Below are 15,843 nucleotides of genomic sequence, written 5' to 3' on the forward strand. Positions count from 1 at the left end.
GGGAGTCGCGAAGGCGCGGCGCACGGGCGCGCGCGAGGGAGGCGAGTCAGCAGGAGGGGCGACAGACGCAGCCCGCATAGCGGAGGAGGTCCATATGGACCCTCCGCCACAGGCGCACGTCGTTACCGGTCATGGTCGCGAGTGAACCACGGGCGGACTTGAGGGTCAATCGATCACGGGTGGGGTGTGGCGGACGCCTCGGGCAGGGCCCGCGGCGCGGGGGCAGGCAGCGCGGGCAGTGCGGCGCCGGGCGCGCCCGCACGTACCGCGTCGGCCGCCTCGTACAGCTCGGCGGGCCGGACGCCCGCGAAGGTGGCCGCGAGGTGACCGTCCGGGCGCAGCAGCAGCACGGTGTGCGCGGCGGCCCCCGGATAGCCGTCGGCGACCAGCAGATCGGCGCGCACCGGCAGGGCGCTGACCGCGGCCGCCAGCCGCGGCATCAGACCGGCGCCGACCCAGTGCCGCCGGTCCCACACCCCGGTCCCCGGAGCGACGAGGAGCACCAGGAGACGCCCCCGCCCCAGCAGGTCGCGCAGCGGGACGGTCGCCCCGTCCGGTGCGGTCACGGGTACGTTCGCCGCCGCGCCGCCCGGCTCGGTGTCGGTCGGGACCTCCCGTACGGCGACGGGCGGGGCGTACGCCGGGGGCGCGCCCAGCGGCCCGCGCCCCAAGTGGCCGTCCGTGAGCAGTGTTTCGTGGCTGCGCGTGGCGCCCGGGACGTACGTGCGCAGCCCGCCCCCGCCGCGCAGCACGGGCATGGCCTGGTCGGCGGCGCGCAGCCGGGCCGCGACCGCGGTGCGCCGCTCGGCCTCGTACCCGTCGAGGAGGGCTTCGGAGGCGCCCTGGTGCCAGGCCAGCGACAGCCGCCAGGCCAGGTTCTCGGCGTCCCGCAGCCCCTCCTCCACCCCTTGCGTGCCCAGGGCGCCCAGCAGGTGGGCCGCGTCCCCGGCGAGGAAGGCACGGCCGTCGCGCCAGCGCCGGGCCAGCCGGTGGTGCAGCGTGTACACGCCGGTGTCGATCAGGTCGTACGGGGGCGTGCTGCCCCCGCACCAGGCGGCGAGGGTGTCGCGGATCATCCCGATCAGGGCGTCGGGCGTGACGAGGTCCCCGCGCGGCGGCAGCAGCCAGTCCAGCCGCCACACCCCGTCGGGCAGCGGCCGCGCCGTCACCTCGGGAGCCTTCGCGGAACGGCCGCGCTGGAGGACGGCCTCGCCGGGCCAGGGGAGTTCGGTGCGCAGCGCGGCCACGGCGTGCCGCTCGACGGCGGTGCGCCCGGGGAAGCGGATGCCCAGCAGCTTGCGGACGGTCGAGCGGGCGCCGTCGCAGCCGACCAGGTGGCTGCCGCGCCACCAGGTGGTGGCGGCGCCCCGGGTGTGCGCGGTGACCCCGAGGGCGTCCTGTTCCAGGGCATCGAGGTGGCTGTCGGTGACCAGTTGGACGAGCGGGTGCGCCGCGGCGGCGTCGCGCAGGCCCCGGGTGAGGGCGTGCTGCGGCAGGTGCAGCGGGGCGGTGGCGTCCTCGAAGGTGGTCCGGCGGGTGTCCCGGCCGCGCCGCACGGTGCGCCAGGCGGCGAAGTGCGCGCCCTCGTCGCGCAGGGTCGTGCAGCCGAGACGGTGCGCCATCGCCGCGGTGTCGGCGTGCAGGACGACCGTACGGGCGGGGCGGGACTCCTCCTTGCCCGGACCCTCGTCGAGGACGACGGAGGGCACGCCCGCGCCGGCCAGGGCGAGCGAGAGGGTCAGCCCGACCGGTCCCGCGCCCACGACGATCACCGGGTCCACGGCACGGCTCCCGATGTCCGGTATGTGATCACAGAACGTATGCAACCCACTGAATGCGCATGCGTCAAGTGACACTGGTAGGTGTGACGCCTTGTGGTGCGACGGAAGACTTCCGTCGCACCACAGGGATCACGCCATCATACTGACCGGGCGTCAGGCCGGTGTCAGACCACGCCGCCGCCGGGGCCGGTGGTGCCCATGGTCCCCTCCGTCACGTCGGTGATGTCCACCGTCGCTCCGGTGCTCTTCTTCGACTTGCGCAGTCGCGACTCCAGGGCCGAGGCGGCCGTGGTCAGCGCGAAGTTCAGGGCGATGAAGAGGAGGGCGATCACGACCAGGGACGGGATCGTGTTGCTGTAGTTGGCCGAGATCTGCCGGGCCATCGACAGCAGCTCGGCCAGGCCGAGCAGCGACCCGCCGAGCGCGGTGTCCTTGAGGATCACCACGAGCTGGCTGATCAGCGCCGGGAGCATCGCCGTCACGGCCTGCGGGACCAGCACGTAGAGCATGGTCTGGCCCTTGCGCATGCCGATCGCCTTGGCGGCGTCCGTCTGGCCGGAGGGCAGCGAGAGCACGCCCGCCCGGACGATCTCCGCGATGACCGCGGCGTTGTACAGGACCAGTCCGGTCACCACGGCGTAGATGGGCCGCAGTTCCGAGCTGACGTCGCTGAACCGCACGTAGAGGGCGGAACCGAAGAGCATCAGCATCAGCACCGGGATGGCGCGGAAGAACTCGACGAACGCGCCGACGGACGTGCGGACCCACGCGTGGTCGGAGAGGCGCCCGATGCCCAGCACCGCGCCCAGCGGGAGCGCGATGACCATCGCGATCAGACCGGCCTTGAGGGTCTCCAGCAGACCCGGAATCAGCCAGGTCGACCAGATGTCGCCCTCGGTGACGAAGGGGGACCACTTGTCGCCGTCGAGCTGACCCTTGTCCGACATGGTGGACAGGACCCACCACAGAGCGAGCCCGAGCAGCACGAAGAAGACGGCGGAGTAGATCCAGTTGCGCGCCTTGGCCTTGGGGCCCGGCGTGTCGTACAGCACGGAGGTCATCGCTTCACCGCCACTCGCTTGGCCACCCAGCCGAGGATCAGGCCGGTCGGCAGGGTCAGCAGGACGAAGCCGAGGGCGAAGATCCCGAAGACCGTGAAGAGGGCCTGCGCCTCGTTCTCGATCATTTCCTTCATCAGCAGGGCCGCTTCGGCCACGCCGATGGCCGCCGCCACCGTGGTGTTCTTGGTGAGGGCGATCAGTACGTTCGTGAGCGGCCCGATGACCGCCCGGAAAGCCTGGGGGAGCACGATCAGGGTGAGCACCTGGAAGAAGCTCAGGCCCAGCGCACGGGCCGCCTCGGCCTGGCCGACCGGCACGGTGTTGATGCCCGAGCGCAGCGCCTCGCAGACGAAGGTGCCGGTGTAGGCGGTCAGCGCGAGGACGGCCAGCCGGAAGCCGGTCTCCTTGGAGGTGTCGCCGCCCAGGGTGATGGTCAGGGTCTGGTAGAGCCCCAGGGAGCAGCCGATCATCAGGACGGTCAGGGGCGTGTTGCGCACCACGTTGACGTAAGCGGTGCCGAAGCCCCGCATGAGCGGGACGGGACTGACCCGCATCCCGGCCAGGACGGTGCCCCAGACCAGGGACCCGGCCGCCGAGTAGAGGGTGAGCTGAACCGTCACCCAGAAGGCTCCGAGCAGGTCGTACTGCCCGGAATCAAGAAAATCGAACACGATGCCCTGCGCTCTCCCCAGGATGGCCGGTGAGGCACGGCGCCGCCCGTGACAGGCGGGCGGCGACGCACCTCACCGATGAATCAGCTGCCTTCGGTGATCTGCGGGGCCGGCTCGTTCTTGTAGTTGGCCGGACCGAAGTTCTTCTTCACGGCCGCTTCCCAGGCGCCGTCCGCTTCCATCTTCTTGATGGCGGCGTTGATCTTGGTCTGAAGGTCCTTGTCGCCCTTCTTCAGGCCGATGCCGTAGTTCTCGTTGCTCAGGCTCAGCCCGACCAGCTTGAACTTGCCCTTGTTCTTCTCCTGCGAGGCGTAACCGGCCAGGATCGAGTTGTCCGTGGTCAGCGCGTCGACGGCCTTGCTCTCCAGGCCGGTCAGGCACTCGGAGTAGCCCGGGAACTCCTGGAGGTCGGCCTTGGGGGCCAGCTTCGTCTTGACGTTCTGCGCCGAGGTGGAGCCGGTGACCGAGCACAGCTTCTTGCTGTTGAGGTCCTCGGGCTTGGTGATGCTGGTGTCGTCGGCGCGGACCAGCAGGTCCTGGTGCGCGAGGAGGTACGGGCCGGCGAAGTCGACCTTCGCCTTGCGCTTGTCGTTGATCGAGTAGCTCGCCACGATGAACTTGACGTCGCCGTTGGAGATCAGGTTCTCGCGCTCGGCGCTGATGGCCTGCTTGAACTGGATCTGGTCGGGCGCGTAGCCCAGTTCCTTGGCGACGTAGGTGGCCACGTCGACGTCGAAGCCCTCGAACTTGCCGTCGGGGGTCTTCAGCCCCAGACCCGGCTGGTCGAACTTGATGCCGATGACGATCTTGTCCTTCTTGGCACCGCCCGAGGCACCCGCGTCGCTCGCGGTGTCGTCCTTCTTGTCGCTGCCGCAGGCGGTCGCGGTGAACGCCAGGGCGACGGCGATGGCGACGGCCGCGCCGGCCTTCAGAACCTTCATGGTGAACTTCCCTCGGATGAGACGTTGTTGTACGACGGGCGACGATGTTCCCCGTCGACCGGATCACTACCAGACGAAGTCGTCAGTGGTGCAGGATCTTCGACAGGAAGTCCTTGGCGCGGTCGCTGCGCGGATTGCTGAAGAACTGGTCCGGCGTGGCCTCTTCGACGATCTTTCCGTCCGCCATGAAGACCACCCGGTTGGCCGCAGAACGGGCGAAGCCCATCTCGTGCGTGACGACGACCATCGTCATGCCCTCACCGGCGAGCTGCTGCATGACCTCCAGCACCTCGTTGATCATCTCCGGGTCGAGCGCCGACGTCGGCTCGTCGAAGAGCATCACCTTCGGGCCCATCGCCAGCGCACGGGCGATCGCCACGCGCTGCTGCTGACCGCCGGACAGCTGCGCCGGGTACTTGTCGGCCTGCGTGCCGACGCCCACCCGGTCCAGCAGGGCCCGCGCCTTCTCCTCGGCCGCCGCCCGGTCCGTCTTGCGGACCTTCAGCTGGCCGAGCATGACGTTCTCCAGCACCGTCTTGTGCGCGAAGAGGTTGAACGACTGGAACACCATGCCGACGTCGGCGCGCAGCCGGGCCAGCTCCTTGCCCTCGGCGGGCAGCGGGCGGCCGTCGAGCGTGATGGTGCCCGAGTCGATGGTCTCCAGCCGGTTGATCGTCCGGCACAGCGTGGACTTGCCCGACCCGGAGGGGCCGATCACCACGACGACTTCGCCGCGGGCAATGCTCAGATCGATGTCCTGAAGCACGTGCAGCGCGCCGAAGTGCTTGTTGACGTTGCTCAGTACGACCAGGCCGTCCGCGGCCGGCGCCGCGTCCTGCGTGCCTTCGGTCACTGATACTCCGCTCATCGGCCTCTTGCTCCGTCCACCTCGGTTGGGGAGGAGAGTAATGAGGTGATCCGCACACCGTCATCACATCTGAGCGAGAATTGAGGATAACGATACGGCCTCGCCCCGCCACGCTGCGTGTACGGTCTCGACGTGCCCGTACCGGGTGCATAACGGTAGGCGCGCCGGACCGGAACCCCCTTGACGTGGGCCCCCCGCATCCGCGTGGATGCAGGTTGGCCATGTTTGCCCACATCGCGAGACGAGGAAAGGGGGACGCATGAGACTGCTGCTCGTCGAGGACGACGACCACGTCGCCGCGGCCCTGTCCGCGATCCTCGCCCGCCACGGCTTCAAGGTGACCCACGCGCGCAGCGGCGAAGAGGCCCTCCAGGCGCTGCTGCCCGCGGGCGCCCCGCCCAGCGTCTCGCCCTACGGGGTGATCCTGCTGGACCTCGGCCTGCCCGACCAGGACGGCTACGAGGTCTGCGGCAAGATCCGCAAGCGCACCAGCACCCCCGTGATCATGGTGACCGCGCGGGCCGACGTCCGCTCGCGCATCCACGGCCTCAACATGGGCGCCGACGACTACGTCACCAAGCCCTACGACACCGGTGAGCTGCTCGCCCGGATCCACGCCGTGGCCCGCCGCACCGGGGTCTCCGACGACGGCTCGGCGGCCCCCGGCGGCGCGCCCGCCATCGTCCGCTTCGGCCGCGTCAGCATCGAGCTGCCCACCCGGCGCGTCTGCGTGGACGGCGCCGACGTACCGCTCACCCGCAAGGAGTTCGACCTGCTCGCGCTCCTCGCGCAGCGCCCGGGCGTGGTCTTCCGCCGCGAGCAGATCATCAGCGAGGTGTGGCGCACCAGCTGGGAAGGCACCGGGCGGACGCTGGAAGTGCACGTCGCCTCGCTGCGCTCCAAGCTCGCGATGCCCGCGCTGATCGAAACCGTCCGCGGGGTGGGCTACCGGCTCGTCACCCCGGCCGCCCCGTAGCGGACCCGGCCGTGCGCACCCGGCTGCTGCCCCTGCTCGTCATCCTGATGGCGGGCACCCTGCTCGCCCTCGGCTTCCCCCTCGCGGTCAGCCTTGCCGCCGCGCAGCAGCAGCGGGTGGTCGTCGACCGGATCGACGACAGCGCCCGCTTCGCCGCCCTCGCCCAGTTCGTCATCGACTCCGAGGGCTCCGGGGACAAGGGCGCGGGCGACCGCCGCGAGACCCTCCAGCTGGAACTCGCCCGCTACCAGGGGCTGTACGGGATCCGGGCCGGCATCTTCTACCGCGACGACAACGCCATGGCCCGCGCCCCCGGCTGGTGGCAGCTCCCGGAGACCGGGGAGGGGCGGCGCGCCTTCGAGGAGGCGCTCGCGGGCCGGCGCAGCCACGACCCGGCCCAGGTCTGGCCCTGGCAGCGCGGCGGCAAACTGCTCGTGGCCTCCCCGGTGGTCCTCGACGGCGACGTCGTCGCCGTCGTCGTCACCGAATCGCCCACCGACCAGATGCGCGCGGGCACCGTGCGCGGCTGGCTGTTCATCATCGGGGGACTGGCCGCCGCGATGCTCGTCGCCTTCGGGGCGGCCCTGCGGCTGACCAGCTGGGTGCTGAGGCCCGTGCGGACCCTGGACGCGGCCGCCCACGGGATCGCCACCGGGCGGATGAACTCGCGCGTCGCGGCCGGCGGGGGCCCGCCGGAACTCAGGCGCCTGGCCCGGTCGTTCAACGAGATGGCCGACAACGTCGAAGAGGTACTGGAGCAGCAGCGGGCGTTCGTCGCGGACGCCTCCCACCAGCTGCGCAACCCGCTCGCCGCGCTGCTCCTGCGCATCGAACTGCTCGCCCTCGAACTCCCCGAGGGCAACGCGGAGATCGCCTCGGTGCGCACCGAGGGCAAGCGCCTGACCCAGGTCCTGGACGACCTCCTGGACCTGGCGCTGGCCGAACACGCCTCCGCCGAGATCAGCCTCACCGACATCGGGGAGCTGGCCGGCGAGCGCGTCGCCGCCTGGCGCCCGCTCGCCGAGGAGAAGGGCGTGCGGCTCACCGAGGACGGCCGCACCGCCGTCACCGGCTGGGCCGACCCCATCGCGCTGTCCAGCGCCCTCGACGCGGTCATCGACAACGCCCTCAAATTCACGCCCGCAGGCGAGGAAGTGCGGGTTTCGGTGACCGCCGAGGCACGCTCGGTCCACGTCAGCGTCGCCGACCGGGGGCCCGGCCTGACCGAGGAGGAGCTGGCCCGCGTCGGCGACCGCTTCTGGCGCAGCGGCCGCCACCAGAACGTCAAGGGCTCCGGGCTCGGCCTGTCGATCTCCCGGGCCCTGCTGGCCGCGGGCGGCGGGTCCCTCTCGTACGAGACGAACCCGCCGCACGGGCTGCGCGTCACCGTCACGGTGCCCCGGACCGGCCCGCACGCGGGCTGAGCGCACCGCCGTCGAGCGCGCCCCGGCCGGTGCGCCGCGTCACCAGGTGTACGACGCCCCCGCCGCCTCCGAGACCGCGTACAGCTCGCTCACCGTCCGCACCTCCAAGGCGGTCTTCCGCTCCTGCCCGGACCGCGCCAGCCCCGGTACGTACAGCGCCGTACCGCAGGTGCCGCCGAGGAAGGCGCGGGTACCGTCCGCGAGCACCCGGTACAGCTCGTAGTGGCGCGCCGCGCCCGGCGCCCGCCGCCACGACAGGCGCAGCGACACCTCCGCGCCCCCGCGGACCGCCGCGTCCACGCGCAGGGCGCCCGGGGCGGCGGGCCGCTCTGCGCCGTCGGCCACCGCGAGCGACCCCAGCCGCCAGCGCACCGGCGCCGTACCGCGCCGGGTCAGCCGGACCGCCAGGCCGTACGCCGTCCTCCCGGCCAGCGCGCCCAGCGGCACCCGGGCGGTCCGCCAGCCCCGTCCGCCGCCCGAGGCCCGCGCCGCCAGCCAGGTGTACGGGACGGACCCGCCCGGCGCCGACGGCTCGCGCACGGCCACCCCCCCCTCCACGTCCACCGCCCCCGCATCCGTGCGGTACACCAGCTCCAGCGTGCTCGCCGCCGTCAGCGGCAGCCGCGTCGCGTGCAGGGCGACGGCGGCCGGGGCGGTCAGCGCCCCCGCCACCAGCAGGCTGGAGCCGCCGCGCCAGGCGTCCGCGAAGTCCAGCGTGACGGCGGGCCGCGGACCGGCGCTCTCCACGACCCAGCGGCGCCCCGGCAGCCGGTCCTGGAGCCCGAGGTGGTTCCAGGGGGCCTGCGATACGGCCGTGCCGTTGTCGTACCAGCGCAGCCCGTGCCCGGTGTTGAAGGTGGTGGCGAAGGGCAGCGTGGAGACCGTGGACCGGTCGGCGACCACGGTGGCCGGAGCCCGCCAGGCGCTGTCCGCCGCGGGCCGGGACGGGTCCAGGGACTCGCCGGTCCAGAACCGGTCGTCGGCCGCGTGGAAGGCGCCGGGGGAGCGGTCGGTGAGGTGGTTGCGGGTCCACTCCGGCCGGTAGAAGCCGTAGCTGACCACGTGGTCGCGCCCGCGCGGCACGATCGCGTCCCATCCGGGGTCCGTGTTCCACCCCGCGGACTCGACGTCCACGCCCGCCCACAGCTCGTACCGGTCGCGCCCCAGCCGCTGCGCGAGGGCGCCCGAGGAGGCCAGCGAGCCCGCGGTCCAGCGGAAGTCGACGAACAGGGTGTCGGCGACCCTGCCCTCGCGGTCCTCGAAGAACTCCTGGTTCAGCGGGTCCAGCGCGCCCCGCCAGCCGACCCGGCCCGTGCTGTTCATCGCGTCGTACCAGGTGATCCGCAGCCCGTGCGGCTCCCCGGCGGCGCGGAGCGCCCGCAGGAAGCCCCGCATGGCGGTGGCGAGTTCGCTGTCGCCGCCGTCGGTCTCGGCGTTGACGAACCAGCCGTCGAAGCCGTACGCCGTCGCCACCTCCACCAGCTTGTGCGCGAGCGGGTAGCGGCCGTAGGCGTCCTGTTGGACCAGGTCGCGGGTCCAGCGCAGGTCGCCGCCGTAGGCCACCGGCGGCAGGAACACGTTGCCCAGTACCCGTACGCCGTTGCGGTGCGCGGCGTCGATGACGGGCGCGTTGGGGGCGAGCACGATGCCCTCGCCGGAGGAGCCGCCCCAGAAGACCAGCTCGTCGAGGTACGCCCAGTGGGTGAGGGCGTAGAAGTCGGCGCCGGCACCGCCCTGGGAGGGGTTCTGGGCCGTCGGCCCGAAGGAGACCAGGGAGGAGATCCGGGCCTGTCCGGCGCGGGCCGTCGTATTGGCCGCCACCGGCGTGAACCGCGCGGCCAGCGGCACGCTCGCCGTGTTGTGGGCGAGGTCGGGATCGCTCTCGGGCCGCCACTGCTTCAGCGAGCGCCACACGATCCCGGGGCCGGGCGTGCCCGCCGGGAGGGAGTCCGGGAACCAGTACGAGGCGTACGGAGCCCCGCCGGCCGGGTCGGCGAGCGGTGCCCGGGGGGCCGCCGCGGCGGCCCCGCTCACGGCGGGGCCGCCCAGCACGGCTCCGGCTCCGGCCCCGGCGCCCGCGAGCAGCAGCCCGCGCCGGGTGGGACGGGTCGGGCGCAGCGGACGGGCGTCGGCGCCGTGGTCGGTCTCGCGCATGAGGTCTCCTCAAGGGGCAGGCGGTGGACGGGAGCGGTGCGGAGCGGTGCGGTCAGCGGACGTCTGCGACGTGGACCAGCTCGGTGATCCCGCGCGCGGCCAGGTGGGCCGGGTCCCCGGCGCGGTCGGCCAGGACCACCGCGGGGCGGACCCCCTGGGCGGCCAGCACGGCCCAGGCCTCGAACACCGGCCCGCCGGGCGCGCAGACCGAGCGCCGGGGCGCGTCCCGCGCCCCGCCGACGTCGGCCACGAGCGCGGTGGAGCGCGGTGGCGGGCGGTGTTCGCGGCCCCGCCACTCCTTGGCGATCCGGGCGACGGTCTCGCCCGCGGGCTTGGGGGCGCGGTCGTTGGTGAGCAGGCCGAGGCCGTACTCCAGCTCGGGGAAGTCGGCCAGCTCGCGGCTCACGTCGTGCGAGCACCACCAGGTCACGCCCCAGAGGTCCGGGCAGTCCAGGGCGGCCGCCACGGTGGCCTCGGTGAAGGCGGCGGCGTGCTCGGGCGGTATCAGCGGGGCCGGGGCCCCCACCTCCTGGAGCCAGACCGGGCGGTGCGGATCGGTGGCCCAGGCCTTGGACGTCTCGATCATGTAGGCCGCGTGCTGCTCGGTGGCCGTACCGGCGCGGCCGTGGCGCTGGGCGGTGCCGTTGAACACCCAGGAGTGGACGGCGGTCGCCGCGCCGAGCCGGGCCGCCTGCCCCACCGTGAAGGGGTGCCCGTCCTGGTACCAGGCGGCGTCGTAGGCGGCGTGCAGGTGGAACCTGCCCGGCGCCCCGCGCTCGCAGGCCGCCAGCATCCGCTCCAGCCAGTGGTCCGCCTGCTCCCGCGTGATCCGGTCGGGGTCGGGGTGCGGGTCGTCGGAGAACTGGTCGATCTCGTTGCCCACCGTCATGCCGAGGAAGTGCGGCCGGTCGGCGAGGGCGGCGGCGAGGGTGCGCAGGTACTCCTCCTGCCCGGCGACGACCTGCGGGTCGGTGAAGAGGTTGCGGCGGTGCCAGGTTCGGGTCCAGGCGGGCAGGAAGTCGAAGCTCGACAGGTGGCCCTGGAGGCCGTCCACGGCCACGTCGAGCCCGCGCTCGCCCGCCGCGTCGGCCAGTTCCACGAGCTGTTCGACCGCACGCGGGCGGATCAGGGCGCGGTTCGGCTGGAAGAGCGGCCAGAGCGGGAAGACCCGGACGTGGTCCAGGCCGAGGCCGGCGAGGGAGTCGAGGTCCGCCTTCACCTCGTCGAGGTCGAAGTCCAGCCAGTGGTGGAACCACCCGCGCGTCGGAGCGTAGTTCGCGCCGAAGCGCGGGCTGCGCGGGATGCGAGGGCGGGCCGCCGGGGCGGGGTCCGCGGCGGCGGGGACATCGGGCACGGGGACATCGGGGACGGGGACGGCAGCGGAGTGCATGAGTGTCCTGGAGTCGGAGGAACCGGGGCGTCGCGGGGCTCGGGAATTCACCGGGCGCCCCACGCTGCCGCTCTTCCGCAGGGAAAGTCAACAGGGCCCATATCCGAGACCGACCCCGTTTCGACGGCTCGAAGTCCCTGACCTCTGCACATCGGGTACTTATGCGCTTCAGTCCCGTTGACAGGCGGGTGTGAGGGCGTGAAGCTGTGGCGACTAATGCGCTTTAGTGAGCGCGCTGGTCAATGGCCCCACAAGGAAGTGTGCGGAAAATGGACAGCGGCAGCGACAGCGGTATCACGGTCACCTCCGTCACCACCCCGGCGCTCTTCACCGGAGCCTGCGGCGATCCGCTCCAGGTGATCCGGGTCCGGATCCGCCGCACTCGGCCCGCCGGACCGCTCCACGTCCAGGTGCGCGGCCCGGGCGTCACCACCCCGCACCCGCGGATCCTGCGCGCGGACACCGACGCACCCGCGGGCACGGACGGAACCACCGTCGAGGTGGCCGTCCGTACGCCCGGCACCGCCCCCGGCGAGCGGCTGCCCGCCACCGTCACGGTCACCACCCCCGACGGCCGCCCCCTCGCCGCCCGCCCCTTCCCCCTGACGGTCGCCGAACCCGGCTGGACCGTGCGCCTGGTCCCGCACTTCCACTACGACCCCCTGTGGTGGAACACCCAGGCCGCCTACACCGCCCTGTGGGACGCCCCGGCCGCCCCCGGCGCCCCCGCGCGCGGCTGGGAGTACACCGGCGTCCCCGCCTTCACCCTCCTCCCGCTCCACCTCCAGCAGGCCCGCGACGACCCGGCGTACGCCTTCGTCCTCTCCGAGGTCGACTACCTCAAGCCCTGGTGGGACAGCCATCCCGAGGACCGCGCCGAACTGCTCGCCCTGATCGCCGCGGGCCGCGTGGAGATCGTCGGCGGCACCTACAACGAACCCAGCACCAACCTCACCTCCGCCGGATCCACCCTCCGCAGCGCCGTCCACGGCCTCGCCCTGCACCGCGGCACCCTCGGCGCCGATCCGCGGACCGCCTGGCAGCTCGACGTCTTCGGCCACGACCCGTCCTTCCCGGCCCTGATGGCGGGCGCGGGCCTGGACTCGGCGGTCCTCGCCCGCGGCCCCCATCACCAATGGGGCCCGATGACGGACACCTGGGGCGCCCCGCTGCGCCCGCCGACCGCGATGCAACTGCCCGCCGAGTACGAGTGGATCGCGCCCAGCGGCGAGGGGCTGCTGCTGCACTACCTGCCCGCTCACTACTCGGCGGGCTGGCCCTCCGACGCCGCCCCCGATGCGGAGAGCGCCGCCGGTCAACTGCTGGAGCTGTACGAGCTGCTGCGCCCGAGCGCGGCGACCCGCAACGTCCTCGTCCCGCTGGGCACCGACTTCTCCTGGCCGCACCGCTGGAGCCTGGACGTCCAGCACGCCTGGAACCGCCGCTACTGCTGGCCGCGCATGGAACACAGCGGCCCCCGCGCCCACTTCGACGCCGTGCGCGCCGAACTCGCCGCCCGCGGCCGGGAACCGCTGCCCGTCACCCGCGAGATGGGACCCGTCTACACCGGCAAGGACGTCAGCTACGCCGATGTGAAGCAGGCCCACCGGGCCGCGGAGAACCTCGTCGAGGAAGCCGAGGCCTTCGCCGCCCTGGCCTGCGCCGAAGGTCTCGCCGAGCACCCGCGCCAGAGGCTCGACAAAGCCTGGCGCCACCTCCTGCACGCCGCGCACCACGACGCCGTCACCGGCACCTTCTCCGACCAGGTCTACCTGGACCTGCTCCCCACCTGGCGCGAGGCCCAGGACCTCGCCGAGGGCGTACGGGCGGACGCGCTGCGGGTCCTGACCGCCGCGGCCGACACCCGCGCACCGGACCTCGGCGCCTCCCGGACCGAGGACTCCGTCCCGCCGCCCGCAACCCTCGCGGTCACCGTGCACAACCCGCTGTCCTGGACCCGGACCGACCTCGTCCGCACCACGGTCGACCTAGCGGCGCTGGGCTCCGGCGGCGCCGCCGCCGACCCGCACCGGATCGCCGTGTGCGACGCCGGCGGCCGCCGCGCCCCCGTGCACCTGGAAGCCGTCGCCGGCGGCACGGCGGAGATCGCCTTCCTCGCCGCGGACGTGCCGGCGCTCGGCCACCGCACCTGGTGGCTCACCGCCGACGGCCCGGCCCGGTCCGGCGGCTGGGCGCCCGCCCCGGGCCTCACGATCGAGAACGGGACCTTCCGCGCCGAGGCGGACCCCGCGCGCGGCGGCGGCCTGGCCTCGCTGGTCGACCGGCGCACCGGCCGCGACCTGCTCACCCGGGGCCAGGTCGACGAACTCGTCGTGCAGGACGAGTACGACCAGCACCCCTTCTTCGGCGAGGGCCCCTGGCACCTGCTGCCCCGGGGCCCCGGCACCGGCTCGGCCGCCGCGCCCGCCGACACCTGCCGCGCCGAACGCGGCCCGCTCGGCGCGCGGATCGTGTCCACCGGCCGGACCGGACCCGTCCGCTGGACCCGCCTCACCACCCTCTGGGACGGCCTGGACCGGGTCGAACTCACCACTCGCGTGGACGCCTTCGACGGCAGCGACCAGCTGCTGCGGCTGCGCGTCCCCGCCGACGTGCCCGGCGCGCTCCCGGTGGCCGAGACCGCCGCCTCGGCCGTGGGACGCGGATTCGCCTTCCCCGAGGTGGACGCCGGAGCCGACCACACCCGGGCGCCCTGGACCCTGGACAGCCCCTGCCTCAACTGGTTCGCCCTGTCTTCCACCCTCCGCGCGGCGCTGACCGGGCCCGGCGGGGACCCGGCCGGGCAGCGGGCGCTGGGCGCGGCCGAGATCGTCATGCCGGACGCGGGCGCCCCCGAGGGGCTGCGCCCACTGGTCACCGCCCTCGGGCGGTTCGGCGTCACGGCCGCCCCGACCCGGGCCCGGGGGCCGCGGTGGGGGGACCTGGCCGTGGACAGCAGCCTCCCCGACGTCCGGATCGCGCTCGGCGGGCCCGCAGAGAACGCCTTCACCGCCCGGGTGCTGGGCGCCTGCGACCGTAGCTACGCCGAGGCCGTCCGCGACCACCCGGTCGTGTGGATCCCGGCCCGGGCGGCCCTGCGCGAGGTGTGGCGGCCCGGCTGCGACCTGACCGGCGTACGGGACCTGCCCGTCCTGGTCGTCACCGGCGGCCCGGCCGCCCTCGCGCGGGCCCTCGCCGAAGCCGGGCGGATCGAGGCCCACCACCCCCGGCCGGCCGAAGGCGCAGCCGAACACGCCGCCTTCGAGGACCGCACGGTCGCCCTGCTCGGCCGCGGCACCCCCGGCTTCGCCGTCGACACGGCGGGCCGCCTGCACGCCTCCCTCATGCGGTCCTGCACCGGCCGCCCCAGCGGCGCCTGGATGGACCCGCCCCGGCGCACCGCCCCCGACGGCAGCTCCTTCCAGCTCCAGCACTGGACCCACGTCTTCGAACACGCCCTGGTCGCCGCCGACGGCGACTGGCGCGCGGCCGATCTGGTGCGCAGAGGGCGCGCCTTCAACAAACCGCTCACCGCCGTCACCGCCGCGCCCGGCGCGGGCCCGCAGCCGTCCGCCCGCTCCCTGCTCGGCGTGGAGCCCGCCGACCGGGTCCTCGTCGAATCCGTGGCCCGGGCCGCCGCGGGGGACGCCCTCGCCGTCCGGCTCCGCGAAACCCACGGCCGCCCCGCCCCCGCCCGCCTCCTGCGCCCCACCGGACCCACCGGCCCGGACCCGCTCCAAGCCGACCTCCTCGACCGCCCCCTCGGCCCCTTCCGCGGCGAGGTCCACGGCGCCGCGACCACCACCGTCCTGCTCCCCACCCCCTTCCCGCTGCCGGAGCGGCGCGGCGAACAGGAGCCCCACCAGCCCGTGTTCAGCCGCTACTGGCTCCACAACACCGGCACCGCCCCGCTCGGCGACGCCCCCTACACGGTCACCGTCGAGGGCGCCGCGCGCGAAGCCCGGGTCACGCTCGCCGCCCACGGCGCGGGCGGCCCCGTCCGCCTGGAGGTCCACCCGCCCGAGGGCTGGTGGACCGCCTGGACGGTCCACGAGGCCGAGCTGCCCGACGGCGGCCACGTGCGGCGGACGCTGGCGGTCGCCCCCGATCCGGCGGCCGCGCCCGGCGACCACCTGGTGCGGGTCCTCGCCTTCACCCCGGCGGGCCGCTTCGAGGACGTCCTCACCGTGACCGTGCCCGGCGGCGAGACCCCGGCCGGGCTGTGGGTGGCGGCCCCCGACGCCGAGGTGCGCGTCACCGCGGGCGCGCGGGCCGTCGTACGGGCGGTCGTCGGCAGCACCGGCACGCGCTCCCCGCTGACCGGCCGGGCGTACGTCGTCTCCCCGCACGGCACCCGCGCGCTGATCGGCCCCGCCACCCTGCCCCTGCGCGTGCCCGACGGAGCGCCGGCCGAGCTGGAGTTCGAGGTCCACCCGCCGCCCGCGACCCCGCCGGGGAGCTACTGGGCCGTGGTCAAGGCGGTGTGCCAGGGCAGGATCGCGTACGGTCCGGCCATTGCCATCCGTGTGGCCGGCGCCCCTCCCGCGCCCGCCGCACCGCACGTACCCGAAGGATGA

General features: G+C 74.0%; 11 protein-coding genes. 3 read left to right on the top strand and 8 right to left on the bottom strand.

Going from position 1 to position 15,843, the window contains the following annotated elements:
- Positions 1-46 precede the first annotated feature (46 nt).
- From ABZY31_RS08150 to ABZY31_RS08175, 6 genes are all read right to left on the bottom strand, one after another.
- The gene (locus tag ABZY31_RS08150) at positions 47-133 is read right to left on the bottom strand and encodes a putative leader peptide (protein ID WP_311318651.1); all 87 of its coding nucleotides are present in this window, start codon (positions 131-133) and stop codon (positions 47-49) included.
- Between the two features lie 40 nt (positions 134-173).
- Positions 174-1,781, bottom strand: coding sequence for an FAD-dependent monooxygenase (locus ABZY31_RS08155; protein WP_356406062.1), 1,608 nt, complete (start codon positions 1,779-1,781; stop codon positions 174-176).
- Between the two features lie 164 nt (positions 1,782-1,945).
- Positions 1,946-2,842, bottom strand: coding sequence for an amino acid ABC transporter permease (locus tag ABZY31_RS08160; RefSeq protein ID WP_356406064.1), 897 nt, complete (start codon positions 2,840-2,842; stop codon positions 1,946-1,948).
- The gene (locus tag ABZY31_RS08165) at positions 2,839-3,513 is read right to left on the bottom strand and encodes an amino acid ABC transporter permease (protein ID WP_356406066.1); all 675 of its coding nucleotides are present in this window, start codon (positions 3,511-3,513) and stop codon (positions 2,839-2,841) included. Before ABZY31_RS08165 ends, ABZY31_RS08160 begins: the two co-directional genes overlap by 4 nt.
- Positions 3,514-3,596: 83 nt before the next feature.
- Positions 3,597-4,454, bottom strand: a complete 858-nt coding sequence (locus tag ABZY31_RS08170; RefSeq protein ID WP_356406068.1) for a glutamate ABC transporter substrate-binding protein — start codon at positions 4,452-4,454, stop codon at positions 3,597-3,599.
- Between the two features lie 82 nt (positions 4,455-4,536).
- A complete protein-coding gene (locus tag ABZY31_RS08175; protein WP_356406070.1) occupies positions 4,537-5,322 on the bottom strand; it encodes an amino acid ABC transporter ATP-binding protein in 786 nt (261 codons plus the stop codon).
- A 259-nt stretch (positions 5,323-5,581) separates the two neighbouring features.
- Here ABZY31_RS08175 and ABZY31_RS08180 point away from each other — a divergent pair, with 259 nt between their 5' ends.
- The gene (locus ABZY31_RS08180; RefSeq protein ID WP_356406072.1) at positions 5,582-6,298 is read left to right on the top strand and encodes a response regulator transcription factor; all 717 of its coding nucleotides are present in this window, start codon (positions 5,582-5,584) and stop codon (positions 6,296-6,298) included.
- Between the two features lie 11 nt (positions 6,299-6,309).
- Complete coding sequence (locus ABZY31_RS08185) at positions 6,310-7,722, top strand: HAMP domain-containing sensor histidine kinase (RefSeq protein WP_356406074.1); 1,413 nt, start codon at positions 6,310-6,312, stop codon at positions 7,720-7,722.
- Positions 7,723-7,761: 39 nt separating this feature from the next.
- On the opposite strand, the gene ABZY31_RS08190 is transcribed toward ABZY31_RS08185, so the two are convergent.
- Both ABZY31_RS08190 and ABZY31_RS08195 read right to left on the bottom strand, forming a co-directional pair.
- Positions 7,762-9,876, bottom strand: a complete 2,115-nt coding sequence (locus tag ABZY31_RS08190) for an endo-beta-N-acetylglucosaminidase (protein ID WP_356406076.1) — start codon at positions 9,874-9,876, stop codon at positions 7,762-7,764.
- Positions 9,877-9,928: 52 nt separating this feature from the next.
- On the bottom strand, positions 9,929-11,179 hold the full coding sequence (locus ABZY31_RS08195) for a glycosyl hydrolase (RefSeq protein WP_356406301.1): 1,251 nt from the start codon (positions 11,177-11,179) through the stop codon (positions 9,929-9,931).
- 356 nt (positions 11,180-11,535) lie between these two features.
- On the opposite strand from ABZY31_RS08195, the gene ABZY31_RS08200 reads away from it, so the two are divergent.
- Complete coding sequence (locus tag ABZY31_RS08200) at positions 11,536-15,843, top strand: glycoside hydrolase (RefSeq protein WP_356406078.1); 4,308 nt, start codon at positions 11,536-11,538, stop codon at positions 15,841-15,843.

Source organism: Streptomyces sp. NPDC006529 (assembly GCF_040611795.1).
Classification (GTDB): domain Bacteria; phylum Actinomycetota; class Actinomycetes; order Streptomycetales; family Streptomycetaceae; genus Streptomyces.

Excerpts from the sequence above, each read along its gene's own strand:
- ABZY31_RS08175 (WP_356406070.1), bottom strand. The coding sequence starts at position 5,322 with ATGAGCGGAGTATCAGTGACCGAAGGCACGCAGGACGCGGCGCCGGCC.
- ABZY31_RS08200 (WP_356406078.1), top strand. The coding sequence starts at position 11,536 with ATGGACAGCGGCAGCGACAGCGGTATCACGGTCACCTCCGTCACCACC.
- ABZY31_RS08150 (WP_311318651.1), bottom strand. The coding sequence starts at position 133 with ATGACCGGTAACGACGTGCGCCTGTGGCGGAGGGTCCATATGGACCTC.
- ABZY31_RS08180 (WP_356406072.1), top strand. The coding sequence starts at position 5,582 with ATGAGACTGCTGCTCGTCGAGGACGACGACCACGTCGCCGCGGCCCTG.
- ABZY31_RS08190 (WP_356406076.1), bottom strand. The coding sequence starts at position 9,876 with ATGCGCGAGACCGACCACGGCGCCGACGCCCGTCCGCTGCGCCCGACC.
- ABZY31_RS08160 (WP_356406064.1), bottom strand. The coding sequence starts at position 2,842 with ATGACCTCCGTGCTGTACGACACGCCGGGCCCCAAGGCCAAGGCGCGC.
- ABZY31_RS08170 (WP_356406068.1), bottom strand. The coding sequence starts at position 4,454 with ATGAAGGTTCTGAAGGCCGGCGCGGCCGTCGCCATCGCCGTCGCCCTG.